This window comes from Pseudomonas sp. MC6 (assembly GCF_054790575.1).
In genome coordinates this window covers 769,078-795,157 of the sequence record NZ_CP186504.1, presented here as the reverse complement: position 1 = coordinate 795,157, position 26,080 = coordinate 769,078, and the positions used below count along the sequence as shown (strand labels likewise).

Here is a 26,080-nt window from a genome sequence, read left to right as displayed (position 1 = left end):
TGTTCAGGTCGGCGTATAACCCGAGACACCTCGGTCGGCCCCCTCTCCCTTTGGGAGAGGGCTGGGCGGGCGGCGTTCCGATGAGGGTAGCCTTTGTCAAGCAACAAACTCCTCCCGCAACATCGCCACAAACGCCTCCCGCGCCGGATGCACCCCGGCGTTTTCATGCCAGTAAAACAAGTTGTCGACGGCCGTCAGCTCCGGGAATTCATACCCCACACACCCGGCCCCTTTCGCGTACTGCTCAAACACGCCCTTGGGCACCAGTGCCACCCCCGCCCCGGCACTCACACACCCGACAATCGCGCCATAACTGGCCAGACTGACAATCGGCAACGCCTGGCCCTGACGCAACAACCAATGCTCCAGCGCCGCGCGATACGGACAACCCTGCGGCCACATGAACACGGTTTTGTCCTGCAGATCATCGATGCCGCGTACCGGCCCAAACGAGGTCGACGCGATCAACAACAGCTCTTCGCGATACATCGGCGTGCGCTTGAGCTGCGAACGCTCGACATCCACCGCGACAATCGCCCCGTCGAGACGATGGCTGACGGTGTCGTCGAGCAATTGCCCCCAAGTGCCCGTGGTGAGTTCCAGCGCCACCTGCGGATAGCGCTGGTGAAATTTCGCCAGCAAGCGCGGCAAGCGCCCGGTCGCCGAGGATTCGATCGCGCCGATACGCAACGGCCCGGACGGCTCGGCCGAAGGATCGACTGCGCGTTTGGCCTCGACGGTCAGCGCCAGAATCTTTTCCGCATAGACCAGAAACGTCTGCCCCGCCGGGCTGATGCGCAACCCGCGACCCTCACGCAGAAACAGTGCAACGCCCAACTCGGCCTCAAGTGCCTTGATCCGCGCGGTGATGTTCGACGGCACGCAGGACAGCTTTTCCGCCGCCCGGGCGATGCTGCCGACCTCGGCCACAGTCTTGAACATACGGATTTGTGCCAGTTCCATACCAATCACTCTGAGTGAGCATTCAGCGCAGTATAAGTCAGTTGTGGCGAATGATCGGGCACCTGGATACTCGGCGTATCGACACCACCGAGCGCCCGATCATGCCGCACCCTTCCCCGTTGAAAATCCTCCTGGCGATGGCATTTGTCGTCGGTTGCTGGGCCTATTCACCGACCGGCATTCACATTGGTCTGCAAGCCTACGTTCCCGGACATCTGGCGTTGCTGCGGTTTCTGTTGGCCTCGCTGTTCATGGCGCTGATTGCTGCCTTCAAAGGCGTTCGCCTGCCACACCTGCGTGATGTGCCGCTGTTGTTCGCTTTGGGTTTCTTCGCCGTGAGCCTGCATCATGTCGCGCTGAACATCGGCCAGCAAAGCGTCAGTGCCGGGGCTTCCAGTGTGTTGGCGCAATCGAGTCCGCTGTTCAGCACGCTGCTGGCGCGGTTCGTGTTCAAGGATCAGGTCAGCGCCTGGCGTTGGGGTTGTGTGTTGCTCGGTTTTGTTGGCGTGGTGATCGTAGTCAGCGGCGACAAGGGCTTGGGCGACATTGATGCGCATGCCCTGCTGATCCTGTTGGCGGCGGTGTCATGGAGCGTTTACTTCGCCCTGCAAAAACATCATGCGCGGCGATACGACGGCTTCAGCCTGGCCTGTTATGCGGTGTGGTCGGGGACGTTGATGCTGCTGATCTATCTGCCTGGGCTGGGTCAAGCTGTGCTGAATGCGCCGCTGCGGGCGCAAGGGGCGGTGTTGGCATTGGGCGTATTTCCCAGTGCGCTGGCCTATCTGGCCTGGGGCTTTGTGCTCAAGCATGTGGATCTGAGTCGGGCGACAATGACGTTGTATCTGATACCGCCGACGGCGATGGCGATTGCGTCGGTTGGTTTGGCTGAGCGGCCGACGTTACTGGTGCTGGTGGGCTCCGTGGTGGTGTTGATCAGTGTGTTGGCGTTGAATCTGGAGCGGCGGGTTGGGGTGGTTAGGGCTGCCGGGGTCTGATCTGAAATCTGTTCTGAAGCGTATGCCGTCTTCGCGAGCAGGCTCGCTCCCACAGGGAAATGCGTTCCAATGTGGGAGCGAGCCTGCTCGCGAAAGGGCCGGTAAATCCAGCGAAAAACCAAGGTTCAGCGCCGATCATCGGACAACGGCGTCGGCTCATCCGCCGGCGGTACATCGTCATCAGCCGCCGGATCCTGCCAGTCTTCGGGACGATCAGCATCGCTCAGCGGATCACGCCCGGGGGGCATTCCCATCGGTGCATCGTGATCGGCCAAGGTCGGTTCATCGGTACCAGGCAGCGGCCGGGTCGGATCGGTCGGCAGCACACCGCCCTGAAACAGCAAATCATTAGCCATGACACACCTCACCAAGGAGGTCCGGAAAACCCGGGCCGTACAACTTGGAATCAGGCCGGTTGGCGGCGTGCTATCGAACAGACGAGCGGCGCTCAACTCCGCGCGGAAAAGCGGTCGCGGCTGTTGGTCAGGTGCAGCCACATTGCAGCGCGCGCGGCATCCGCATCCTGACGCTTGATCGCGTTCAGAATCGCCTCGTGCTCCAGATGGGCCAGTTGCCCGAGCTTGCTCAAATCCGCCGCGCCACGTTCAGCAGCATTGATCCGGTTACGCGGGATCATCGCACTGCCCAGGTGCTGCATGATCTCGCTGAAACAGACGTTACCCGTGGCTTCTGCAATCAGCAGATGAAAGCGTCGATCCGCCTCGACACAACTGTCGTTGTTATCCAGCAGACTTTGATAGTCGTCGAGCGCCTGACGCATTTGCAGCAATTGCGGCTCCGTGCGACGTTGCGCTGCCAACGCCGCCGCTTGGGTTTCCAGGCCCAGACGCAATTCCAGAATGCTGCGCACGCCGAGCGCGGTATCGACATTCAGGCGCAAGCCCTGCTCCGGCGCGCGCTCGATGACGAACGTGCCGATGCCGTGGCGCGTCTCCACCAGTCCCGAAGCCTGCAATTTGGAAATCGCCTCACGCACCACCGTGCGGCTGACGCCGTGTTCCTGAACGATGGAATTTTCCGAGGGCAGTTTATCGCCGGGCGTCAGCTGACCGAGCAGGATGCTCTGGGTGAGCTTCTCCACCAAGTCATGGGCGAGGTTGTGCGCACGTTTGCGAGCAGGAGCGTCGATATCTTCTTGCATGGTCGGTTCCGGTGATCGGGGCTTGCCGATCGTAGCATTGCGAGGCTGGCTGACGGGATTGATTCTAGCGCCTCAACTTGTATGACAACATTCAAATAAATCGGAGAAGATCAGGATTCCTTGAAAATTACTCGTGCGCAGCAGGGGAAATTTATCGCGCTCCCCAAAGTATAAAACCCAATAAGCGCAAGGCTAGAATACCAAAAAGCATAAGAAACCGACCTTCCAGATAAAATTAATCGGCTCTCCCCACTTGTAGGACAAAAAATCTCAGTTGTATGATGTCTATCAACAACGCAGCACCCGCCCTACCCCGCATAAAAATAATCAGTGGGAGAAAACCAAGTGAAAACCTCCGTCTCCGGGATGAACGAGGGCGTCGATTCGACACTCGCGTCGGCCATCTCGAAAGTGAAACGCCACGTCCTGCCGCTCTTTGTGATCATGTTCATCGTCAATTACATTGACCGGGTGAACATCGGTTTCGTCCGCACCCACATGGAACACGACCTCGGCATCGGTGCCGCCGCATACGGCTTCGGCGCCGGTCTGTTCTTCATCGGTTACGCACTGTTCGAAGTACCCTCCAACATGCTGCTGCAGAAAGTCGGCGCACGCATCTGGCTGACCCGCATCATGTTCACCTGGGGCCTGGTCGCCGCCGGCATGGCGTTCATCCAGAACGAAACCCACTTCTACGTATTGCGCTTTTTGCTCGGCGTGGCCGAGGCCGGGTTCTTTCCCGGGGTGATCTACTACTTCACCCGTTGGCTGCCCGGCGCCGAACGCGGCAAAGCGATTGCGATCTTCCTCAGCGGCTCCGCCGTGGCTTCGTTGATCTCCGGCCCGTTGTCCGGCCTGCTCCTGCAGATCAACGGGCTGGGCATGCACGGCTGGCAATGGATGTACTTCATTGAAGGGATGTTCTCGGTGGGCCTGTGCGTGTTCGTCTGGTTCTGGCTCGACGCCAAACCCCACGACGCGAAATGGCTGAGCCGCGCCGAGCAGGACGCACTGGTCAATGCCATCGACGCGGAACAGAAAGCCCGCGAAGCCGCGACACCGATCCGGCCATCGATGGGCAAACTGCTCAAAGATCGCCAGATCATCCTGTTCTGCCTGATCTACTTCTTCATTCAACTGACCATCTACGCCGCTACATTCTGGCTGCCGAGCATCATCAAAAAAATGGGTGAGATGAGCGACTTCCAGGTCGGTTTGTTCAACTCGATTCCGTGGTTGCTGTCGATCATCGGCATGTACGCCTTCGCCTCGTTCTCGGCCAAGTGGAAACACCAGCAGGCGTGGGTCGCCACCGCCCTGTTGATCGCCGCTGCGGGGATGTTCATGTCCACCACCGGCGGGCCGATCTTCGCCTTCGTTGCGATCTGTTTTGCCGCGCTGGGCTTCAAATCCGCTTCGTCACTGTTCTGGCCGATTCCGCAGGCCTATCTGGATGCGCGCATCGCTGCGGCGGTGATCGCGCTGATCAACTCGGTGGGCAACCTAGGCGGCTTCGTCGCGCCGACCACGTTTGGTCTGCTCGAAGAACACACCGGCTCGATTCAGGGCGGCCTCTATGGCCTGGCCGCGACCTCAATCATCGCCGCGATCATCGTCTTCTTCGCACGCACCACACCGAAACCTGCTGCTGATATCGCCGTGGCCGATGCCGCGCCAAAGCACGCCTGACGTCCATTTTTAAAGATTGCGAATAAGAAGGATAAAAACCATGACTGCACACGACATCGCCAAAGCTCCGATCATCACCGATATGCAAGTCATCCCGGTGGCCGGTCACGACGGCATGCTGCTCAACCTGAGCGGCGCCCACGGGCCGTTTTTCACCCGCAACATCGTTATTCTCAAAGACAACGCCGGCCATACCGGCGTCGGTGAAGTGCCCGGTGGCGAACGTATTCGCCAGACGTTGGAAGATGCACGCAGCCTGGTGGTCGGCAGCCCGATCGGCACCTGGCAGAAGATTCTCAATCAAGTCCGCCAGACCTTCGCTGACCGCGATGCCGGCGGTCGTGGCCTGCAGACTTTTGACCTGCGCATCACCATTCACGCGGTCACCGGTCTTGAAGCCGCGCTGCTCGATCTGCTCGGTCAGCATCTCGATGTACCGGTGGCGGCGCTGCTTGGCGAAGGTCAGCAACGCGATGAAGTGAAGATGCTCGGCTATCTGTTTTACGTCGGTGATCAGCGCGAAACCGACCTCGCCTACCGCAGCGAACCAGACGCCGACAACGACTGGTTCCGCGTACGTCACGAGAAGGCCATGACCGCCGAAGCCGTGGTGCGCCTCGCCGAAGCGGCCCACACGAAATACGGTTTCAAGGACTTCAAACTCAAGGGCGGCGTGCTCAGCGGCGATGCCGAAATCGAAGCCGTCACAGCGCTGGCCGAGCGCTTTCCCGAGGCGCGCATCACCCTTGATCCGAACGGTGCGTGGTCACTCAAAGAAGCTATTCGTTTGTGCCGCGACCAGCATCAGGTGCTCGCCTACGCCGAAGACCCGTGTGGTGCGGAAAACGGTTATTCCGGTCGCGAAGTGATGGCTGAGTTCCGCCGCGCCACCGGGCTGAAAACCGCCACCAACATGATCGCCACGGACTGGCGCGAAATGGGTCATGCGATCCAGTTGCAGTCGGTGGACATTCCACTGGCCGACCCGCACTTCTGGACCATGCAGGGTTCGGTGCGCGTGGCGCAGATGTGCCATGAATGGGGCCTGACCTGGGGTTCGCATTCCAACAATCACTTCGATATTTCCTTGGCGATGTTCACCCATGTCGCCGCTGCTGCGCCGGGGGAGATCACCGCGATCGACACTCATTGGATCTGGCAGGACGGCCAGCGCCTGACCAAAGCACCGCTGCAAATTGTCGACGGTCTGGTCCAAGTGCCGAAGAAACCGGGGCTGGGTGTCGAACTGGATATGGATCAAGTGGCCAAGGCTCATGAGCTATATAAAGGCATGGGCCTCGGCGCACGCGATGACAGCGTGGCGATGCAGTTTCTGATTCCGGGGTGGAAGTTCGATAACAAGCGGCCGTGTCTGGTGCGCTGAACCTGATCTCCAATCCACCACGGTCCCTGTAGGAGTGAGCCTGCTCGCGATAGCGGTGTGTCAGTTGATGTAAATGTTGACTGACGCATCGCTATCGCGAGCAGGCTCACTCCTACAAGGGTTTTGCATTAACCAGAGATTTGCAGCAGCCAGGTTTTGAACGCTGTCATCGCCGTCGTTTCAGGGCGCGACTGCAACCGCGTCAACCAGTAACTCCCCGTCGTAATCTTAATCGCAAACGGCTGACATATCGCCTCTGCCGCCAGTTGCCGGGCGAACATCAGCGGCGGCGCCAATGCCACCCCGCTACCCTGCAAAGCGACCTCCATCATCGCCAGCGACGAATCAAAAACGATGCTCTGCGGCGGTGCAGCTTGAGTCGCCAGCCCTGCGGCCTGAAACCACTCCGGCCATTCATCGGTGCGATAGGAACGCAACAACGTCTGCTGCAACAAATCCCCCGGCGAATGCAATTGCCGAGCGATCTCCGGCACGCACAACACCGACAGCGGCGCCTCGAGCAACCGCGTCGCCTCGATCCCGTGCCACGCACCAGCACCGAAGCGAATCGCGTAATCCAGCCCTTCCGCCGCGACATCCACGCGATTGTTGTTGGTCGACAGCCGCAAATCTATAAGCGGATGTTTCGCCCGGAAGTCCGCCAGCCTCGGCAACAGCCAGCCCACGGCGAACGTACCCACCGCGCCAACGGTCAGCATTTCGCGATACTGTCCGCCAGCGAGGCGTTCGAGGATCTGCGCGATGTGATCGAACGAGGTGCTCAGCACCGGCAACAAAGTTTCGCCTTCACTGGTCAGCATCAGCCCACGGGGCAGGCGTTTGAACAGGGTCACGTTGAGTTGCGCTTCGAGGCTTTTGACCTGATGGCTGACCGCCGCTTGCGTGACGCACAGTTCCACGGCGGCGCGGGTGAAGCTCAAATGCCGCGCCGATGCTTCGAAGGCGCGCAGTGCGTTGAGCGGCAATTGCGGTCGAATCATGCCCAGTCCCAAATTTTTCTAATGGCTCGTGCGAGTTTTCGTCGTTTGTCGATTGGCATCGAGCTGACTAAATTGGCGGCGCTGATCAGTCGCCCAACACAGAAATCGCCCGTAGTGTAGCGGGATAACGCTATCAACACTCATGGAGAGTGGTTCATTCATGCCATCCATTCAATCGAGCAAAGTCATTTCCTGCGCCGCTTTCGGCCTGTTTTTCGGTGCCACATCCTGCCTAGCCGCTGCGCCCGACGCTGTGCAGCTGCAAGCATTGGTCAACAACGCGGTAACGCCCGTGATGCAGCAGCAGAACATTCCCGGCCTGAGCGTTGCGCTGACCATCAACGGCAAGGCGCATTACTTTAACTACGGCGTCGCCAGCCAAGACACCGGGCAAAAAGTCAGCGAAAACACCCTGTTCGAAATCGGCTCGGTGAGCAAAACCTTCACCGCTACCCTCGCCGGGTACGCCCAGGCGACTGGCAAACTCGATCTGTCGGCCAAGGCCAGCCAACTCTGGCCTGATCTGAAAGGCAGCGCCTTCGACAACATCAGCGTGCTGCAATTGGGCACCTACAGTGCCGGCGGTTTGCCGCTGCAATTCCCGGACGACTCGGATTCGTCTGACAAGATGCTCGGCTATTTCCAACAGTGGAAACTGGTATATCCCGCCGGCAGCCATCGCCAGTACTCCAACCCGAGTCTGGGCCTGTTCGGTTATCTGGCCGCGAAAAGCCTCGGCCAACCGTTTGATCAGGCGATGACACAAACTCTGCTGCCTAAACTCGGTTTGCAGCACACCTACCTCAGCGTGCCTGCCGCGCAAATGGAGCTGTATGCGCAGGGCTATGACAAAAACGGCAAACCGGTGCGCGTCACGCCCGGCGCGCTGGATGCACAAGCCTATGGCGTGAAAACCAGCGCGGTGGACATGCTGCGTTACGTACAGGCCAACCTGAAACCTGAAACGCTTGAAGCGTCCCTGCAAAAAACCATCGCCAACACCCACACCGGTTACTACACCGTCGGCGACATGACCCAAGGCCTGGGTTGGGAAATGTACCGCTACCCGATCAGCCTCGATCGTTTGCTGGCGGGCAACTCGACGGAAATGGCCATGCAGGCACACAAGGTGCAGTGGCTGAATCCGCCGCAACCGCAACCGCATGACGTGTTGATCAACAAGACTGGCTCTACCGGTGGTTTCGGGACTTACGTGGCGTTTGTGCCGAGCCAAGACATTGGCATCGTGATCATGGCCAACAAGAACTTCCCGATTCCTGAGCGGGTGAAGATCGCCCACAACATTCTTAGCGCTGTTGCTGACTGAAAATCAAAAGATCGCAGCCTGCGGCAGCTCCTACATTGACCGAGTGAAAACCCGATCCTGTAGGAGCTGCCGCAGGCTGCGATCTTTTGTCTTTAAAGCTGTGCCTGCAACTTCCAGCCGATGACATCCATCAAGTCGCAACTGTCACGCAACGGGATCGCCATCACCCGGGCGAAATCCTGTAGCAGCAAGGCATCATGTCCCTTGCCGTCACCCAACGTCAGTGTCTCCATCAACTGCGTCACACAGCGCAAACGGTAAGCCGCCGTGCCATGCAGCACATCCACCGGTGCTTCGCGGTCGATCAGCAGGCAGGGAATGGTGCAGTCGATGCCGGTTATGGGTATGTATCGAGCCATGTTTGAACCTCCCTGTTTAATGTTGCGTCGCCGCTGGTGGGTCGAGATTGTCCAGCGCGCGGTTGACCAGCAACTCGCCGAGGATTGCCAACTGCTGAATCGACAAGGCGAGACTGCGCGGCGAGCCTTGGAGCTCATCGGCCAGGTCAGTGGTCAGAACGTTCAGTGAAGCGAGGGTTTCACAAGCGTGGCAGAGCAGCGTGGGCGTATCGATATCGGGGAGGATGGTGAAGAGATGGCTGATGGGATCGGGGTGATGCGGATTGCGTAAGCGGGGGTTGTTGGCGTCGAAGGATCCTGAATCCATAGGGGATTCGGGAGGGTTTGGCGTTGGTTTTTTCATAAGTAAATGACCTCTAAACATGGGAGAAAAAACTGCCAAACTCACTTCCACGAGAGGGTGGCAGCTTTGCGCAGGGGTGGAAGTCCGGGGAGGTCGAGAGACCCGGTGCACTCGAGAGTGCTCCTGCGCATAGCTGCCATAAGCAAACAATGTTGGCATAAAAACCGCCAACATGTGTTCACAGGCGCACATGCGCTCACGACCAACACCGGACTTCCACACCCGACCACTGTGTTTTGCAGCGGCCAAAGAAGACTATCCCTCCTCCCCCAAACCCACCAGTTCACCACCGCCGCCGCGACTTGCAGGAAAAATCTGCGGGGTCTGAAGGAGCTTTGTGTAAGACATTTCGGCCGGCATATGCTGCAACGACTTTTAATTACTGACTGAATTCGTTGTATCTACACTGCATCGAATCAATCTGCCGGTGGGAATGACATAATGCGTGCCCGAGCGTTCAAACCGACTGACCCCCAAAGGGCGTTGTAATGGAAATTTTCAGTATTAGCCTTAAGAATGTTGGTCGATTCGCTGAATTGACTGTTCCTTTGGCACCGACCCCAAACCACTCTTCCAACGTAACCGTTTTGGTAGGGAACAATGGCGCCGGAAAAACCACCATCTTAAAAGCGTTAGCCATCTCACTCAGTTGGTTGGTTGCCAGAATTCGTACCGAAAAAGGTATTGGCAGTCATTTGACAGACGAGGACATAAGCAATGGTGGTGTTGCAGGTGCAATTTACATTGGGCTAGTTGATACGTCACAGCGCCCCTCAGTACCGCCCAAGAGTCAAGACGTCGTATTCTCGTGGGGAATCGCTCGCGGCAAGCACGGCCGGAAATTTTCTATCCAAAGTGAATTGCTGGACGCGACTCGTCTCGCAGATCATTACCGCACCCATCTAACCGCTAACGACAAAGCCTCCCTCCCTCTAATTGCTTACTACCCGGTTGAACGCTCCGTTATAGAAATCCCCTTAAAAATCAAGACGAAGCACACCTTCGATCAACTCGACGGCTACGACAACTCACTAAACCGTGGCGTCGACTTCCGTCGTTTCTTCGAATGGTTTCGCCAACGAGAAGACAGCGAAAACGAAACCGGCATTTCCGATATTGCATTAGCCGAAATATCCGTAAAGCTCGGCACCGACAGTGACGCGTGGAAAACTCTGTCCAAATTAAGAGCATCATCACGTGATCCCCAACTAACGGCAGTTCGCTCGGCGATTAGTGCTTTTATGCCCGGGTTTGCCAACCTTCGGGTCCAGCGCAAACCCCGTCTGCACATGGCAATCGACAAAAACGGCGTAACCCTTAACGTCGCCCAACTATCTCAGGGCGAGAAATTAATGATGGCACTGGTAGGCGACATTGCTCGCCGATTGGCCATGATGAACCAATCGCTGGAGAACCCACTGCACGGTGACGGCATTGTGCTGATCGACGAAGTAGATCTTCATCTGCATCCGAAATGGCAACGCAGCTTGATTCGTAACCTGAGCGAAACGTTTCCCAACTGCCAATTCGTCCTGACCACCCACTCACCGCTGGTCATCAGTGACGCCAAAGATGTGCTGGTTTATGTCCTTGATGACGGAGAACTTCACGAACACAACGGCCTGTACGGACTCGACGCCAATCAGGTACTTCTGGAAGTCATGGACACCGACATCCGCAACAGCGACGTGCAGAAGCGCCTGAACCGACTGCTTAACGAGGTGCAGGACGGTAATCTCGAGAAAGCCAAATCGCTTTTCGTCGAACTTTCTTCGGAACTCCCCGAAGGTCATATCGAGCTGGCAAAAGCCGCTCTACTGATCCGCAAACTGGAGTTGCGTCGTGCGTAAGATCATCAAAGGAACTGAGCCGGATTCGCTTGCAAAATGGAAGCTGAAAAACAAAACCGCCACTTATCCCGACTTGCCGCCCGAAGAGCGTCAATCCGTCCGCGCCGCCTGCATCGCCGAACAGTTCGGACTGTGCGCCTATTGCTGCCAGTCCATCACAATTAATGGCTCTCACAATGAGCATGTTGAGGCTCAGGATCGAGTACACAATCGCACACTGGATTTCAGCAACATCGTAGCCAGTTGCGAGAACCGTCCGCATTGCGGACATGGTCGAGGAACACAGCCGCTGCGGCTGACTCCTTTCATGGATGAGTGTGAAACCGAACTCAAGTTCTATCTTTCAGGGCTGGTCGCAGGAAAAACCGCGCGCGCAGAAGAAGCCATCGAGGCGTTGAATCTGGGTCACACCGAAGAGAGTAATCGAGCACTTATCGGCAGAAGAAGAACCTTGGTTGAAGCACTGATTTACAAGGTCGGGGTCCAACCTGGCGAATTGCCGGAGATCGAGGACAAGGAAATACTCGACCTGCTCCTGGATGATCTACTTCTTCCCAAAGCGCATAAACTCGACCCCTTCTCCCCCGTACTGGTGAACATCATTCGCCAAATGCCAGCATAAAAAAGGGGCGAGAAGATTGAATCCTCTCGCCCCTTTGACGTGAAATCGTCTCTACAAAAATCGATCAATCATCCGGCATTTCCGGCGGCTTGGTTGGTTTTGCAGGCTTGGCGGGTTTAGCGTTCTTCGCACCTTTCGCCGGTTCCGGCGTAGCAGCAACCGGCGCTTGAGCCGCAGCGGCCGCTTCTTTCTCAGCCATCGGCATGGCGTCGATGGTGTCGAAGATCTTCTTCAGATCCACCGACTTCGCCTCATCCCCGGAGGCCGTGAGTTTGGTCTCGCCGTCCTTGCCCACCAGGAACACTTTCGGATACGCCCCGGCACCGAGCTTCAGCGAGCGCAGCAGCGCCATGGTGTCTTGCTGACCCATGTCCTTGCCGTCGAGCTGGCCGGACATGTTGAGGATGGTGTAGACCTTGATGTTGCGGTCGGTGACGCCCTTTTTGTTGGCGGGATCCTCCAGCGACTTTTTCAAAGCCACCCACACGGGGTCGACCGTGCTTTGTGCGATCACGATCAGCGGTCGGGCGCGGCCCATGTCCCCGGCGATGGGCGAATCGTTGTCAGCGGCGAACAAGGGGCCGGCAATCGCCAGCAAGAGTGTCAGGGTCAATGACCTGATGAGCATGCGCATCTCCTTTTGATATCCACGCTCTAATGATTGCGCATCGTGGCGATTGTTCCGGGACAACCCGGCAAATATCTTCCGCCTAGTCAGAAGCTTAGGACAGGCGCGACATTGCGCAACATATCCGAGGTGATCGCAACGCGGATTTGATTACCTTTTATGACCGCATTAGGGTGGTGGTTCTGCCAATGGAATGGAGTTTCCTCGTATGCATATCGATTACCTGTGCGATCACCCCGAATTGATCGAGGAACTGGCCACACTCAACTTCGAGGAGTGGGGCGAGTTTCGTCCCGGGCAAACCGTCGAACACCGCATCGAACACATGCGTGAATCTTGTGGCAAAGGTGCAGTGCCCAGCGTGGTGGTGGCGCTTGAAGGTTCGCGTTTGCTGGGCGGTGCGCTGCTGATCGAAAATGATCTGAAGCTGCGACCGAACCTGACGCCATGGCTGGCAGGCGTTTATGTAAAAGCTGAGGAACGTGGGCGCGGGATTGCTTCGCAACTGGTCAATCGAGTGGTTGCAGAAGCGGCGGCGTTGGGGGTGCGGGAGTTGTATCTGTACACCGACACGTCGCAGTCGCTGTATGCACGACTGGGTTGGGAGGTGGTTGAAGAGCTGGTCTACGACGATTTGCCGGTGACGGTGATGAAATACACCTTCCAACGCTGACCCGTATGGCGAGGGCGCTTACTCCCTCGCCACAGCTTGATGTTCCGTTGCAGAAATTGAAGTCGGATCAGAACGCCAGTTTGTAACCGATCAGCACCAGCATCGTCGCCAGGCACGGGCGCAGCACTTCATCGGAGATGCGCCCGGTCAGGTGGCTGCCGAGCCAGATGCCTGGCAGCGAGCCGACCAGCAAGAAGCCCAAGACACCCCAATCCATGTTGCCCATGCTCGCGTGGCCAAGACCGGCGACCAGCGTCAGCGGCACGGCGTGGGCGATTTCGGTGCCGACCAGGCGACGGGTCGGCAGCAGCGGATAGAGGATGAACAGCGCGACGGTGCCGAGGGCGCCTGCACCGATCGAGGTCAGGGCAACCATGGTGCCGAGGACCAGACCGGTGATCACGGTCATCACGTTCAGCCGTGAACCGCTCGGGTTGTAGTTGCCGCCGGCGCGTTTGTGGGCGAACTCGAGCAAGCGTTTCTTGAAGAAGATCGCCAGCGCGGTGGCGAACAGGACGAAGCCCAGCGCCTGTTTGATGATGGCGTTCATCGCGTCCGGCGCGGTGTGCAGGGTGCTGAGGAACCACAGGGTCATGGCCACCGCCGGCACGCTGCCGAGGGTCAGCCAACCGGTGATGGCCCAGTCGATGTTTTTGTTCTTGCGGTGAACGAGGACGCCGCTGGATTTGGTAATGGCGGCGTACAACAGGTCAGTGCCCACCGCCGTTGCCGGGTTGATGCCGAACCACAGCAGGATCGGCGTCATCAACGAACCACCGCCGACACCGGTCATGCCGACAATAAAACCCACCACCAGCCCGGCAATCACCAGGCCGAAATTTGCCAATTCCATTAAACCGTCCAGAAAAACGACAGGAAAAATCTGGCCCGCAGCATAGCGATTTTTCTTATAACCACATATATCGATGCGGTCTATCGTTATGCCATATCGAACTCACCACCGCTTTACTGTAGGAGTGAGCCTGCTCGCGATAGCGGTGTTTCAGTCACTGAGTTCGTCACTGATAGACCGCTATCGCGAGCAGGCTCACTCCTACAGGGGATTTTTGGTGAGCCTTAGATCAATGCACTCGCCGGCCTGGCTTGAAGCTGTGGTTTTTGTTGATCCACACCGTGGCCAGGGCAATCAGCGACAGAATCAGCAGCGCCCACGGGAACGACATCGCCCCGGCCCGATCGAGCAACAAGCCACCAAACAACCCACCCCCGGCGATCGCCACGTTCCACGAAGTGGTGAGCATCGCCTGCACCACGTCAACGTGATCGCCAGCAGAGTCGGCCGCAGAGGTGAGCAATAAGGTTGCCGAGCCGCCAAACGACAAGCCCCACACCGCCATGCAGGCGTAAATGACCAGCGGCGACGGCGCTGCCAACGCCAACACCAGTGCGGTCAACGCAAACACCGCAAGGCTGATCAACGTCAGCCAGCGCAACCAGCGATCCACCAGCATGCCAATAATCCAGATTCCCACCAGCGAACACAGGCCAAACACCAGCAGCACCAGATCGACCCGGTCAGCCAGCCCGGCCTGCATCAGAAACGGTGCGATGTAGGTGTAGAGAATGTTGTGTCCGAGCATCCACGTCAGCACAACAAATAACACCGGCCGCACCCCCGGCAGGCGCAGCGATTCAAGCAGCGGCAGACGCTCCTCGCTGGTTTGCCCCGGACGATCCGGCACCGCAATGAAAATCCACGCCGCCAGCACCAGAGCCAGCGCCGACATGATCCCGAACGACGCACGCCAGCCGATCAGATTGCCCAGCCACGTCCCTGCCGGCGTGCCCAGTGACAGCGCCACCGGCGTACCGAGCATGGCAATCGCCAGCGCCCGCCCCTGTTGATGCACCGGCACGATGCCGCGCGCATAACCGGCCATGATCCCCCACGACAACCCCGCCGCCATCCCGGCGAGGAAGCGCGAGACCAGGGTCAGGCCGTAATGGCTGGAGAACGTGGTGACGGTGTTGAACAGCAGAAACCCGCCGACCGTCATCAATAAAACCCGGCGCCGAGGCCAGCCACGCGTGGCGACGGTCAGCGGAATCGCCGCGACAATCGAACCCAATGCATACAGCGTCACCAATTGCCCGGCGAGCACTTCGCTGACATTGAGGCCGGCACCTATTTGCGGCAGCAGCCCGGCGGGCAGGGTTTCGGTGAGGATGGCGATGAACCCGGTCATGGCAAACGCCAGCAACGCGGCATAGGGCAGTTTGTCCGCGCGGACGGTGCGGTCGACGCGGCTGAAATCGGCACTGGCGGGGTCGGTCATGACGGGGGCTGCTCCTTTTGACTCAACTATGGCGGATGATTGTATACAACTTATCCCCGTGCCACGCCACCCACACCGTAAGGACTGACACAACACCAAATCCCTGTGGAGCTGCCGAAGGCTGCGATCTTTTGACCTTATAAACAGCGAGATCAAAAGATCGCAGCCTTCGACAGCTCCTACAGGGGAAAGGTGTTTGCAGACCATCGCGGTGGTTATTGCACCGGCAAGAAATTCAGGAACAACAAACTCTGCGCGTAGTTAAGGCCGATCCGCCGGTAACGCTCATCAAGCATCTGCGTGATCAGGTCCAGTCGCGCAACGATTTTGCCGAACTCGGTGGCGAAGCTCAGGTTGCTGCCCTCCTCCGAGATCTCATTGGAAAACAGCAGCGGCTGACCTTCCTTGTTCTGTCGCTGGGACAAGATCCACGTGGCTTTTTCGATATTGCGTGCGGCGTTGTGAACGAACGTCGGGTTGATCGCGTCCGTCATATAGAACTCGGTGCGATTGCCATGGGCGGTGACCAGCATGCTGCCGATGGCATAGATGAACGCGCCGACGCGGTCACCGAGAAACTCCGGGCTCATCGCATAGCTCAGCGCCGCCAGATCCTTTCGACCACCCAACACCGGCAGCGGCTGTTGCTGCTCTACGGCCATCCGCACCTGCTTCACAGCGGCATGGATGTTGAGAAAGCCTGACTTGCGCAGCTCGTCCGGGTTGCGCAGGTACAGCTTGGCTTGCAAGCGATAGAGGCTGCTGAGGTTGTCGCGCATCGCCAGCGTGGCCATGCGGTCGACGCTGGTCTGCAGGAACTCCTGCGGCTTCCCTTCACGCATCTGATTGAAGAAGCCGTTGCCGTCCTGGTGGCTGCAACCGCTGAACAGCAGCGACGACAAACACGCCAGCAACAGGCACGGGCGGCGGAAAAAAGCAGTGATCAGGGCAAAAACTCTCGGCATAAATCTCGAACAGGCACATTCCTGTGCGGCGGGAGTCACCGCATCCTGGCCATGGATAGAGCCGCTGATTGCGAAAAAGTGCAGTGGTGCGCACGACCAGCCGACCTTCGGCAATGCCTGCCCAACCAATTAGTCTGTCTTTATTGTTGAAATAAACGATTAATCGACTATAAATCTTCACTGCGCATACAAATAGCATGACTAGTTATTCTGTAGGAGCTGCCGCAGGCTGCGATCTTTAGACTTTGTTTTTAGAGCCAAGATCAAAAGATCGTCCGAACGCGGCCCGAGCCTTCGGCAGCTCCTACACAGCATCAGCAGCAATTTGAAAACAACAATAAAAAGGAAGGTCAACCATGCTTCAATCCCGTCACCTGCTCTCCGGCCTCGGACTGTCCCTGATGATCGCCACCCTCTCCGCCAACGCGACCGGCCTCAGCGCCGAACACAAAGCCTTCGGCAAAACCAATGACGGCACGCCCGTCGAGCAATACATCCTGCGCAACAGCCACGGCATGCAAGCCACCGTCATCACCTACGGCGCGACCCTGCAATCGTTGAAAGTCGCGGACAAGCACGGCAAGTTCGACGACGTCGTGCTCGGCTTCGATGATGTGCAGGGCTACCAGAAAGGCACCGCCTATTTCGGCGCGACCATCGGCCGCTTCGGCAATCGCCTCGCCGAAGGCGCGTTCGAACTCGACGGCAAGCGCTATCAAGTGCCGCAGAACGACAAGACCAACGCGCTGCACGGCGGCACGCTGGGCTTCGACAAGAAAGTCTGGAAAGCCCAAGAAACCAAGGACAAGGATTCAGTCGGGGTGACCCTGACCTATCTCTCGGCCGACGGTGAAATGGGCTTCCCCGGCAACCTCACCACTGAGGTGACCTATCGCCTCACCGACAACAACGAACTGCGCATCGACTACAAGGCCAGCACCGACAAACCGACCGTGCTCAACCTGACCAACCACAGCTACTTCAACCTCGCCGGCGCCGGAAATGGCGACATCCTCAAACAGGTCGCCACCCTGCACGCCAGCCATTACACCCCGGTCACCGCCAAACTGATCCCGACCGGCGAACTGGCGCCCGTGGCCGGCACGCCGATGGACTTCAGCAAACCGACCGCGATCGGTACGCACATCAAGGCTGATCATCCGCAATTGAAATTCGCCGAGCCGAAACAGGGTGGGTTTGATTTCAACTGGGCGCTGGATACCAAGGGCGATATCGGCAAAGTAGCGACTGAGGTGAGTGACCCGCAGTCCGGTCGTGTGCTGCAGTTGTTCACCACGGAGCCCGGTGTGCAGTTCTATACCAGCAACTTCCTCGACGGCACGGTCAAGGGCAAGGGTGGCAAGGTGTATCCGCATTGGGGCGCGTTTACCCTGGAGACTCAGCACTATCCGGATTCGCCGAATCAGCCGGACTTCCCGAGTACTCGGCTTGATCCGGGGCAGACTTACAGCCACGCCGTGGTGTTGAAGTTCTCCGCCAAGTAAAAACGAAGATCAAAAGATCGCAGCGTGCCGCAGCTCCTACAGTTGATCGTTCCCCTGTAGCTGCGGCACGCGGCGATCTCTTTGCTTTTTGAACCCCTGAGCTATCCTGCTGCCCACTAAAAGGTATAGACACATTCAGCAAGGAGGTTTGCATGCGTACCCTCGAACTGGCCGGCGTCCAGGTTCCGATCATTGGCCAAGGCACTTGGCGCATGGGTGAAGATCGCTCGGCGCACAAGCGTGAAGTGGCGGCGCTGCGCACGGGGATAGAGCTGGGCATGACCCTGATCGACAGCGCCGAAATGTACGCCGAGGGCGGTGCCGAAACCGTGGTCGGCGAAGCCATTGCCGGCCTGCGCGATCAGGTATTTCTGGTGAGCAAGGTCTACCCGCACAACGCCAGCCGCAAAGGCATCCCGCAGGCCTGCGAGCGCAGTCTGCGGCGGCTCGACACCGATTACATCGACCTCTATCTGTTGCATTGGCGCGGCCAGTATCCGCTGGAAGAAACCGTCGAGGCCTTCGAACGTCTGCGCGAAGACGGCAAGATCGGCCGTTGGGGCGTGTCGAATTTCGATGTCGATGACCTCGAAGAACTCTCCAGTTCGGTCTGCGCGACCAATCAGGTGCTCTACAACCTCGAAGAGCGCGGTATCGAATTCGACCTGCTGCCGTGGTGCCAACACCAGCGCATGCCGCTGATGGCCTACTGTCCGATTGGCCAGGGCGGCGCGATGCTGGCTGAACCGGTGCTGAATGAAATTGCCGCTCGTCATGGCGTCACCCCCGCGCAGGTTTCGCTGGCGTGGATTCTGCGTCAGGATGGGGTGATTGCGATTCCCAAGGCTGTGCGACCGGAACACGTGCAACTCAATGCACAAGCCGCGCAACTGCAACTGGAGGCCGGGGATCTGGCGGCGCTGGACCAGGTGTTTCAAGCGCCACAACGCAAGCAGCGGCTGGCCATGGTCTGAGCCAGCGGCTGGCGAGGGCTTCGCGATGAGAAGCACTGATCAGTACGACCCGTTCAACCTGCAACGTTTTGTCCAGGCTCAGGATTCGGTATTCGAGCGCGTGCAACGCGAACTCGACGAGGGCCGCAAACGCAGCCACTGGATGTGGTTTGTCTTTCCGCAGTTTGCCGGCCTGGGCGGCAGCGAAATGTCCCGGCGCTACGCCATCGGTTCGGCCGAGGAAGTCCGGGCTTATCTGGCTCATGAACTGCTCGGCGCACGCCTGCGGACTTGCACGCAGTTAGTGTTGAAGGTGAAACAGCGCTCGATTGCGGAGATTTTCGGCCATCCCGATGACCTGAAATTCCATTCCTCAATGACTCTGTTCGCCCAGTTTGCCGCTGAAGACAGCGTGTTCAATCAGGCGCTGGAACGCTACTTCCACGGCATTCTCGACGAATGGACGCTGCAACTGCTCGACTCAAAACAGGCCCAGTTGCCCCCCGATCAGGGTTGAAAAATCGTCGTCGACAAACGGCAGAATCGCGTCCGCCACCGGTTGCAGTTGCCGGGTGATGTAGTGGTCGTAGTCGATGGCGGCGCGGCGCACTTCCAGCGGTTCGGGACCGGCCAGGGTGATGACGTAGCTGATCCAGCCGCCATTCTGGTATTGCCGTGGTCGCCCGTGCTGGGCGTTGTAGTCGTCGGCCAGCCGCGCCGCACGCACATGCGGCGGCACGTTGCGCTCGTAATCGTCGAGAGTGCGGCGCAGGCGTTTGCGGTAGACCAGGCGATCATCGAATTCACCGGCGAGGGTTTTGCGCACGTAGTCGCGCACATAATCCTGATAAGGCTTGCGCTGGAAAATCCGTTCGTAGAGTTCCTGCTGGAATTGCCGGGCCAACAGCGACCAATCGGTGCGTACGGTTTCCAGGCCTTTGTAGACCATTTCATCGCTGCCATCGGCACGGGTGACGAGCCCGGCATAACGTTTCTTGCTGCCCTCCTCCGCGCCGCGAATGGTCGGCATCAGAAAGCGTTTGTAGTGAATTTCGAACTGCAGTTCGAGGGCGCTCTCCAGGCCATATTCATCACGCACATGCGCGCGCCACCAATCGTTGACGTGTTGGACCAACGCATGACCAATGGCCGCCGCTTCTTCCTGCCCGTGCGGACGACGCAGCCACACGAAGGTCGAGTCGGTGTCGCCGTAGATCACCGCGTGGCCCTGCTCTTCGATCAGCTTGCGCGTGCGCAGCATGATCTCGTGACCGCGCAGGGTGATCGATGACGCCAGCCGCGTATCGAAGAAGCGGCAACCACTGGAACCGAGCACGCCGTAGAAGGCGTTCATGATGATTTTCAGCGCTTGCGACAAAGGTGCATTGTGTTCGCGCTTGGCGGTCTCACGACCCTCGGCAACGCGCGAGACAATCGACGGCAAACAATGGCGAGTGCGCGAGAACCGCGCGCCACGGAAGCCCGGCACCGAGTCAGCGTCATCAGGGTGCTGCAAACCTTCGATCAGGCCGACCGGGTCGATCAGAAAGGTGCGGATGATCGACGGATACAGACTCTTGTAATCGAGCACCAGCACCGACTCATACAGGCCCGGCTGCGAGTCCATGACGAAACCGCCGGGACTGGCCTGTGGCGGATTGGTGCCGAGGTTCGGCGCAACAAAACCCTGGCGATGCATCAACGGCATGTACAAATGTGTGAACGCGGCGACCGAGCCGCCGCTTCTGTCCGCTGGCAATCCGGTGACGCTGGCGCGCTCCAGCAGGAAGGTCAGCAATTGGGTCTTGGCGAAGATCCGCGTGACCAGTTCGCAGTCCTTGAGGTTGTACTTGGCCAGCGCCGGTTTGTCCTCGGCGAACATGCGGTTGATTTCGTCCATGCGCTGGTACGGGTTGTCGATGGCTTTGCCTTCGCCGAGCAGGGTCTGGGCGACGTTTTCCAGACTGAACGAGGGGAAACTCCAGGTCGCCGAACGCAGGGATTCGATGCCGTCGATGATCAGTCGCCCCGCCGCCGAGGCGAAGTAGTGATTGCGGCTGCCGTGTTCACGCCATTGCATTTCTTCCCCGCCACGGCCGATCTTCAGCGGCACGCCGAGGCGCCGTGCGTGTTCGTGGAGGATGCGCAAATCGAACTGCACGACGTTCCAGCCAATGATCGCGTCGGGGTCGTGGCGGGCGAACCAGTCGTTGAGTTTCTTCAGAATGACAGTGCGCGAGTCGCAGTATTCAAGGTCGAAGTCGACGATGCTGGCGTCGCCGTTCGGCGCACCGAGCATGTACACCTGACGCTCGCCGCAGCCTTCGAGGGCGATGGAGTACAGCTCGCCGGTTTCGGTGGTTTCGATGTCCAGCGAAACCAGCCGTAGTTTCGGTCGATAATCGGGGTCAGGTTTGAGCTGGGCGTTGAGCAATACGCCGTCGGCATCGGGCGTGCCACTGAACCGCACCGGCGCGGTGATAAAGCGCTCCATCAGGTAGCGCTCCGGCGGGCGCACGTCGGCTTCGAAGACGTCGATACTGTTGCGGTTGAGCGCGGTTTCCAGGCGCATCAATTGGCCGTGTTGCTGACAATACAGACCGAGCACCGGGCGATGCTCGAAATCCTGCAGGGCCAGCGGGCGCAGTTCGACGTTCTTTTCGTCGTGCAGCAGGCGTTCGGCCGCTGCGCGCTGCTCGGCGGGGATAAACGCCACCGACGGCTGATGCGGCAGGCGCACACGGCGCGGCCCGGCGTCGGTTGCCAGCCAGAACTCGACTTCGGTGCCGGCCGGGGTATCGCGCCAATGTCGGGTCAGGACGAAGCCCTGCGGTAAATCCACCACTGCAACCTCAGGAATTGAATCAGAGAGGCATTCTACGCGGCATTGCCCGGGATGACCCTGACGATAAATCGGCGCCAACCACGGAAAAAACCAGCAAATGACGTTTTTTGCGTGTTATCTGCCGCTTTGCCACCTTGCCCTGCGCGCTTGCGTCTACGATGCTTGGAGAACAACGACAACACCTGAGTAACCGCCATGAAGACCGTCGCCCAACTGCTCAAGCTCAAAGATCAGAAAAATCAGGAAGTGCACCAGATCAAACCTGATCACATGGTGCTCGAAGCGCTGATGAAGATGGCCGAGAAAAACGTCGGCGCCTTGCTGGTGGTCGAAGACGATAAAGTGGTCGGCATCATCAGCGAACGCGACTACGCGCGCAAACTGGTGCTGCATGGCCGCTCATCCGTGGGCACACCGGTGCGCGACATCATGGTGGCGAACGTGATCACCGTGGACACCCATCAAACCGTCGACACCTGCCTGGGCATCATGTCCGACAAACGCCTGCGGCACTTGCCGGTCGTGGAGAACGGCAAGCTGATCGGCTTGCTGTCGATCGGTGACTTGGTCAAGGAAGCGATTGCCGAACAGGCGGAGCTGATCAAACAGCTGGAGCAGTACATTCGCGGGGAATAAATCCCAAAGACACCACCGCCCCCCCTGTAGGAGTGAGCCTGCTCGCGATAGCGTTCTGTCAGCTAAAAACAAGGTGGCTGACAAACCGCTATCGCGAGCAGGCTCACTCCTACATTTGAATCTGTGGTGTGTTCAGGACGGCCAGTGCCGGGCAAACACCGGTGCCAGCACCGGATGCCGGTCAATCCGTTGCAACCACGCATAAAACCCCGGCCGCGTCTGGCGCAAATGCTCGCGGCTGCCCGCCCAGCGCGTCACCACCGCCGCCAGCACATCCAGCGCCCCCGGCGTTTCGTCATCCAGATACAACTCGGCGGAAAACTGGTCGGCAAACACCTCCCAATTCCAGTGCAAACGCTCACGCGCGCCGGCGACCAGATTCTGCCGCGAGGCGTCATCGGGCATCAGCAGCCAGCGCTCCGGATAATCGATGACGCCGATCGCCGCGTAACAGTTGCTGACGATGTAGACCAGACCGCGAATCGCCTGATCACGATCATTCGCCTTGGCTGGCAGCAGGCCGGACTTGGGAAACGTCAGGCCCAGATGAATCAGGATTGCCGCGCTTTCGGTGATGGCGCTGCCGTCGGGCAGTTGCAAGGTCGGTATCTGCTTGAGTGGATTGAGCTGGGCCAGCGCCTCGGCGGCTTCGCTGCTGGCTTCGATATCGATGAAACGGTAAGCGATCTGGCACAGCTCCAGCGCCGCTTCGATGGCGGCTGCGCCTGAATTCCTGTGCCCGTAGAGCTGGTACATATCCAATCCCCCCGAAAAGACCATTGCCACAGGGTAGATGGCTGTAGCGTGGGTGTAGAAAAAATCTGCCTGTGTATCGGTTTTGGCACGGTTTTCCCATGCACTCGCGACTTGCGAATTCAAACCTCGCAAAACAGCGCTTGCGGTGCCCATCCCGCACCAAGAGCAATCATCGAACGTTATCCGCGTTCTTGTAAGGTGCGATACCGAACCAAAAGTTCGCGTATCCGAGCTGGCAACAGGAGTTCACCGCGTGAATCTTCAAACGCTCTGCCGCATCACAGCCTCTTTGCATTTATCCGTTCGCCGCCGAGTTCATCCGAACAGTCCCGGCTGCCTTCACACTTACTTTATTACCTGACACCTAGACAGCGCACTGCGTTCGGCAATGAGTTATTGGCCGACGGCATCGTGCTATTTATTTTTTAAATAAGACTCGGACATTTACTACGCAAACGCAGTACGCATTGAGCGATAGCAGGATTGTCGAACAATAACTTTCAACGCCATTGCAAGTGCACCAAAACTGCTCCACGGGTTTGAACTATTCAGTACTTCAAACACTGATTTAATTTAATCAACAACAAGGAACATGCCCCGTGAGCCGCTAAAACATTGACCCGCACCAATTCAGTCCGCCGCGCACCAGCAAGTGCCCTGGCCGCAAGCCAAGCCGCCGCTCTATCCCGCCGATCAGCGTGATATGGCGCACAGCCTGACTCGCCTGTGAAAAAGCTCCCTCGACTGGAGTAACGGCAATCTGCGCGCCATGGAAAAACCACGACAAGGGTAAAACTTATATAAATGCGACATGGGTAACACTCATGAAATACGCACTCTACATTTCAGCAACATGTGGCACAGCGGTTGCTATGTGTAACAAGCATGAGACACCGAACGTTGTCTTAAGCAATAGAAGAACAACCAGGGAATGGCTAATGAACACTCGAAGTCGATGGCGCTAAGCCAGTAAGTTTGCAAAAGCCTTGTTACCGGATAGTTCAACTATCGGCTTCTGCTCACCTTGAAGAAAGTTGCACCCACCCACTCGAACATCTCCTGGATGTTCGGACGGCACCTTATTGCCCTTCATCAACCCGAGGGAGCTTTAATGAACGATGCGGTAAAGCACAGAACCCTGCCGGGGCCGTTGCGGGAAGCGCCAATTCCGCCGCCACCGGGCAGGCCGGCGTTTAAAGCCAATACGTCGCAACCTGGCGGGCTGAACAAACAGCAGATGGTGTTGCTGGTGGCTGTGTCGGCGCTGATACATGGCGGCGCTTGGTGGTTTCTCCAGCAATCCAAAACAGAGCCATTGCCAACGCCACCGCAGATTCCGGAAATGACCGTCGAGCTGACCAGCCCGACGCCACCGGCACCACCCACCCCAGAACCGCCACCACCGCCTCCCCCACCACCGCCTCCCGAACCGGAGCAACCGGTGGAAGACGAGGACGCGGTCAAGCCACCGCCGAAACCGGTGGAGAAACCCAAGCCGATCGAAAAACCAAAACCGGTCGAGAAGCCGAAACCGGTGAAAAAGGTCGAGCAGCCGAAAGCTCCACCCGCTCCGGCACAACCCGCCGCGCCTGCTGCCCCGGCCACCCCGAGCGCGCCACCGGCTCCTGCCGCCGCGCCGGGTCCGGTCAAGGAGTCGGCAGCGATTTCCGGTCTCGCCAGCCTTGGCAATCCGCCGCCGGAATACCCGTCGCTGGCGCTGCGGCGCAACTGGGAAGGCAGCGTGGTGCTGCGCATTCAGGTGCTGGCCAACGGTCGCGCCGGCTCGGTGACGGTGACCAAGTCCAGCGGCAAGCCGCAACTGGATGACGCCGCCGTCGCTGCGGTGAAGAACTGGAAATTCATTCCGGCCAAACGCGGTGACACGCCGATCGACGGCTTCGCCACGCAGACCATTGATTTCAAATTGCCGCAATAACCGAACGCTCAATCAACGCACAACCGAATAACGCAAGCGAGGTGTCACCATGAACGATTTGTCTTCGATGATTGTCCCCGGCGTGCTCTGGGGTCTGGTGCTGTTTTCCGTGGTCAGCTGGGCGATCCTGCTGGTCAAGTCGGCGCAGTACCTGCGGCAGAAAGCGCAGAACAAACAATTCACCAAAGCCTTCTGGGGCGCGCCGGATCTGCTCACTGCCGCCGAGCACGCCAGTCAATATCCGGGTTCGCTGGCGCGCATCGCCAGCAGCGGTTTCGAGGCGCTGCTGGTGGAAGATTCGCCGCGCACCACGCAGCAATTGGCGCACACCATCAACCGTTCGGATCGCCTCGAGCGCAACCTGCGCCAACAGATCCAGAAGGAACGCCGCTCGCTGGAAAACGGCCAGGCAATCCTCGCCAGTATCGGCAGCACCGCGCCGTTCATTGGCCTGTTCGGCACCGTGTGGGGAATCATGGAAGCGCTGAAAAGCATCGGCGAAACCGGTTCGGCCAGCCTTGAAGCGGTCGCCGGGCCGATCGGCCACGCGCTGATCGCCACCGGTGTCGGCATCGCCGTCGCGGTGCCGGCGGTGCTGATTTACAACTTCTTCCTGCGTCGCCTGAAACTCGCTTCGGCAGACATGGATGACTTCGCCCACGACTTCGACGCCCTCGCCTCGCGCAGTGCGTTTTCCATCAGCCGTCAGGCGATCGCCAGCAAAACCACAGCCGCCGTGCGGGAGGCCAGCTGATGTCTTTTTCTACTCAGGACAGCGATGAAGTGCTCAGCGAAATGAACGTCACGCCGCTGGTCGACGTGATGCTCGTGCTGCTGGTGGTGTTCATCGTCACCGCACCGCTGATGACCAACGCGATCAAGGTCAACCTGCCGAAAACCGACGCCGTCGCTCCCGCCGAAAAGAAGGATCCGGTGGTGGTCAGCGTCGATCAGGACGGCAAGTTCTATCTGGCCAAGACCGAGCTGGCCCCGGAATCGCTGGAGGCCAGCCTCAAGGAGGTCAAGGCCAAGGACGCCGAAGTCCGCGTGCAGTTGCAGGCCGACTCCGCCGTCAATTACGGCCAGGTGGCCAAGGCCATGGCGTCGATCGAACGCTCGGGCATCACCAAAATATCGGTGATGACCACCCACTGAGTGCGGTGCCGGGCGCGCCTTGAGAGACGC

General features: G+C 58.7%; 26 protein-coding genes. 14 read left to right on the top strand and 12 right to left on the bottom strand.

All coding sequences use genetic code 11. The features are described from left to right. Nucleotides 1–96: 96 nt before the first annotated feature. Nucleotides 97–963: a LysR family transcriptional regulator gene (locus tag ACOYXE_RS03675; protein ID WP_460927777.1), complete on the bottom strand. Its 867-nt coding sequence runs from the start codon at nt 961–963 to the stop codon at nt 97–99. A gap of 101 nt (nt 964–1,064) precedes the next feature. Here ACOYXE_RS03675 and ACOYXE_RS03670 point away from each other — a divergent pair, with 101 nt between their 5' ends. Beyond that, a complete protein-coding gene (locus ACOYXE_RS03670) occupies nt 1,065–1,961 on the top strand; it encodes a DMT family transporter (RefSeq protein ID WP_405123277.1) in 897 nt (298 codons plus the stop codon). Nucleotides 1,962–2,086: 125 nt separating this feature from the next. Here ACOYXE_RS03670 and ACOYXE_RS03665 read toward each other — a convergent pair whose 3' ends face one another. Both ACOYXE_RS03665 and ACOYXE_RS03660 read right to left on the bottom strand, forming a co-directional pair. Beyond that, on the bottom strand, nt 2,087–2,317 hold the full coding sequence (locus ACOYXE_RS03665; RefSeq protein ID WP_160058703.1) for a hypothetical protein: 231 nt from the start codon (nt 2,315–2,317) through the stop codon (nt 2,087–2,089). Nucleotides 2,318–2,409: 92 nt separating this feature from the next. Further along, entirely contained in the window at nt 2,410–3,123 is a 714-nt protein-coding gene (locus ACOYXE_RS03660) for a FadR/GntR family transcriptional regulator (RefSeq protein ID WP_460927774.1), read from the bottom strand. Between the two features lie 345 nt (nt 3,124–3,468). On the opposite strand from ACOYXE_RS03660, the gene ACOYXE_RS03655 reads away from it, so the two are divergent. Further along, a complete protein-coding gene (locus tag ACOYXE_RS03655; protein WP_160058705.1) occupies nt 3,469–4,815 on the top strand; it encodes an MFS transporter in 1,347 nt (448 codons plus the stop codon). Nucleotides 4,816–4,855: 40 nt separating this feature from the next. Further along, entirely contained in the window at nt 4,856–6,199 is a 1,344-nt protein-coding gene (gudD, locus tag ACOYXE_RS03650) for a glucarate dehydratase (protein ID WP_460927772.1), read from the top strand. Between the two features lie 128 nt (nt 6,200–6,327). Here gudD and ACOYXE_RS03645 read toward each other — a convergent pair whose 3' ends face one another. Continuing rightward, nucleotides 6,328–7,200: a LysR family transcriptional regulator gene (locus ACOYXE_RS03645; RefSeq protein WP_460927770.1), complete on the bottom strand. Its 873-nt coding sequence runs from the start codon at nt 7,198–7,200 to the stop codon at nt 6,328–6,330. Nucleotides 7,201–7,360: 160 nt separating this feature from the next. On the opposite strand from ACOYXE_RS03645, the gene ampC reads away from it, so the two are divergent. After that, complete coding sequence (gene ampC / locus ACOYXE_RS03640) at nt 7,361–8,527, top strand: class C beta-lactamase (RefSeq protein WP_160058708.1); 1,167 nt, start codon at nt 7,361–7,363, stop codon at nt 8,525–8,527. 92 nt (nt 8,528–8,619) lie between these two features. On the opposite strand, the gene ACOYXE_RS03635 is transcribed toward ampC, so the two are convergent. Both ACOYXE_RS03635 and ACOYXE_RS03630 read right to left on the bottom strand, forming a co-directional pair. After that, a complete protein-coding gene (locus tag ACOYXE_RS03635) occupies nt 8,620–8,886 on the bottom strand; it encodes a hypothetical protein (RefSeq protein WP_160058709.1) in 267 nt (88 codons plus the stop codon). Nucleotides 8,887–8,902: 16 nt separating this feature from the next. Continuing rightward, nucleotides 8,903–9,193 (bottom strand): DUF6124 family protein, encoded by a 291-nt coding sequence (locus ACOYXE_RS03630; RefSeq protein ID WP_460927767.1) that lies wholly within the window; start codon nt 9,191–9,193, stop codon nt 8,903–8,905. Nucleotides 9,194–9,717: 524 nt separating this feature from the next. On the opposite strand from ACOYXE_RS03630, the gene ACOYXE_RS03625 reads away from it, so the two are divergent. Together ACOYXE_RS03625 and ACOYXE_RS03620 are read left to right on the top strand one after the other, a co-directional pair. Continuing rightward, a complete protein-coding gene (locus tag ACOYXE_RS03625) occupies nt 9,718–11,079 on the top strand; it encodes an AAA family ATPase (protein WP_460927765.1) in 1,362 nt (453 codons plus the stop codon). Continuing rightward, nucleotides 11,072–11,701 (top strand): retron system putative HNH endonuclease, encoded by a 630-nt coding sequence (locus ACOYXE_RS03620; RefSeq protein WP_460927763.1) that lies wholly within the window; start codon nt 11,072–11,074, stop codon nt 11,699–11,701. Before ACOYXE_RS03625 ends, ACOYXE_RS03620 begins: the two co-directional genes overlap by 8 nt. A gap of 64 nt (nt 11,702–11,765) precedes the next feature. On the opposite strand, the gene ACOYXE_RS03615 is transcribed toward ACOYXE_RS03620, so the two are convergent. Then, entirely contained in the window at nt 11,766–12,329 is a 564-nt protein-coding gene (locus tag ACOYXE_RS03615; protein WP_460927760.1) for a DUF4174 domain-containing protein, read from the bottom strand. Nucleotides 12,330–12,537: 208 nt separating this feature from the next. Here ACOYXE_RS03615 and ACOYXE_RS03610 point away from each other — a divergent pair, with 208 nt between their 5' ends. Further along, on the top strand, nt 12,538–13,002 hold the full coding sequence (locus tag ACOYXE_RS03610) for a GNAT family N-acetyltransferase (RefSeq protein WP_460927758.1): 465 nt from the start codon (nt 12,538–12,540) through the stop codon (nt 13,000–13,002). Nucleotides 13,003–13,069: 67 nt separating this feature from the next. Here the strand turns inward: ACOYXE_RS03610 and ACOYXE_RS03605 are convergent, their stop codons facing one another. The 3 genes from ACOYXE_RS03605 to ACOYXE_RS03595 form a co-directional block, all read right to left on the bottom strand. Continuing rightward, entirely contained in the window at nt 13,070–13,855 is a 786-nt protein-coding gene (locus ACOYXE_RS03605; protein ID WP_077573721.1) for a sulfite exporter TauE/SafE family protein, read from the bottom strand. Between the two features lie 229 nt (nt 13,856–14,084). Next, the gene (locus tag ACOYXE_RS03600; RefSeq protein ID WP_160058712.1) at nt 14,085–15,299 is read right to left on the bottom strand and encodes an MFS transporter; all 1,215 of its coding nucleotides are present in this window, start codon (nt 15,297–15,299) and stop codon (nt 14,085–14,087) included. Nucleotides 15,300–15,514: 215 nt separating this feature from the next. Further along, on the bottom strand, nt 15,515–16,264 hold the full coding sequence (locus tag ACOYXE_RS03595) for a hypothetical protein (protein WP_460927755.1): 750 nt from the start codon (nt 16,262–16,264) through the stop codon (nt 15,515–15,517). A 356-nt stretch (nt 16,265–16,620) separates the two neighbouring features. Between ACOYXE_RS03595 and ACOYXE_RS03590 the strand changes: the two genes are divergently transcribed. The 3 genes from ACOYXE_RS03590 to ACOYXE_RS03580 all read left to right on the top strand — a co-directional run bounded on the left by ACOYXE_RS03590 (nt 16,621) and on the right by ACOYXE_RS03580 (nt 19,239). Next, nucleotides 16,621–17,769: an aldose epimerase family protein gene (locus ACOYXE_RS03590; RefSeq protein ID WP_460927753.1), complete on the top strand. Its 1,149-nt coding sequence runs from the start codon at nt 16,621–16,623 to the stop codon at nt 17,767–17,769. 152 nt (nt 17,770–17,921) lie between these two features. After that, on the top strand, nt 17,922–18,743 hold the full coding sequence (locus tag ACOYXE_RS03585; RefSeq protein ID WP_460927751.1) for an aldo/keto reductase: 822 nt from the start codon (nt 17,922–17,924) through the stop codon (nt 18,741–18,743). 25 nt (nt 18,744–18,768) lie between these two features. Next, the gene (locus ACOYXE_RS03580) at nt 18,769–19,239 is read left to right on the top strand and encodes a DUF1810 domain-containing protein (RefSeq protein WP_460927749.1); all 471 of its coding nucleotides are present in this window, start codon (nt 18,769–18,771) and stop codon (nt 19,237–19,239) included. Here the strand turns inward: ACOYXE_RS03580 and ACOYXE_RS03575 are convergent. Continuing rightward, entirely contained in the window at nt 19,204–21,564 is a 2,361-nt protein-coding gene (locus ACOYXE_RS03575) for a DNA polymerase II (RefSeq protein ID WP_460927747.1), read from the bottom strand. The genes ACOYXE_RS03580 and ACOYXE_RS03575 overlap by 36 nt on opposite strands. A gap of 198 nt (nt 21,565–21,762) precedes the next feature. On the opposite strand from ACOYXE_RS03575, the gene ACOYXE_RS03570 reads away from it, so the two are divergent. Beyond that, nucleotides 21,763–22,203, top strand: a complete 441-nt coding sequence (locus ACOYXE_RS03570; RefSeq protein ID WP_008084932.1) for a CBS domain-containing protein — start codon at nt 21,763–21,765, stop codon at nt 22,201–22,203. Nucleotides 22,204–22,335: 132 nt separating this feature from the next. Here the strand turns inward: ACOYXE_RS03570 and ACOYXE_RS03565 are convergent, their stop codons facing one another. After that, nucleotides 22,336–22,959, bottom strand: coding sequence for a glutathione S-transferase N-terminal domain-containing protein (locus ACOYXE_RS03565; RefSeq protein ID WP_160058718.1), 624 nt, complete (start codon nt 22,957–22,959; stop codon nt 22,336–22,338). A gap of 1,111 nt (nt 22,960–24,070) precedes the next feature. Here ACOYXE_RS03565 and ACOYXE_RS03560 point away from each other — a divergent pair. The 3 genes from ACOYXE_RS03560 to ACOYXE_RS03550 all read left to right on the top strand — a co-directional run bounded on the left by ACOYXE_RS03560 (nt 24,071) and on the right by ACOYXE_RS03550 (nt 26,050). Beyond that, nucleotides 24,071–24,895 carry an energy transducer TonB gene (locus ACOYXE_RS03560; protein ID WP_160058719.1) on the top strand — a complete coding sequence of 275 codons (825 nt, stop codon included), beginning with the start codon at nt 24,071–24,073 and terminating at the stop codon, nt 24,893–24,895. A gap of 67 nt (nt 24,896–24,962) precedes the next feature. Next, on the top strand, nt 24,963–25,649 hold the full coding sequence (locus tag ACOYXE_RS03555; protein WP_371857975.1) for a MotA/TolQ/ExbB proton channel family protein: 687 nt from the start codon (nt 24,963–24,965) through the stop codon (nt 25,647–25,649). After that, entirely contained in the window at nt 25,649–26,050 is a 402-nt protein-coding gene (locus ACOYXE_RS03550) for an ExbD/TolR family protein (protein WP_007918272.1), read from the top strand. Before ACOYXE_RS03555 ends, ACOYXE_RS03550 begins: the two co-directional genes overlap by 1 nt. Nucleotides 26,051–26,080 lie beyond the last annotated feature (30 nt).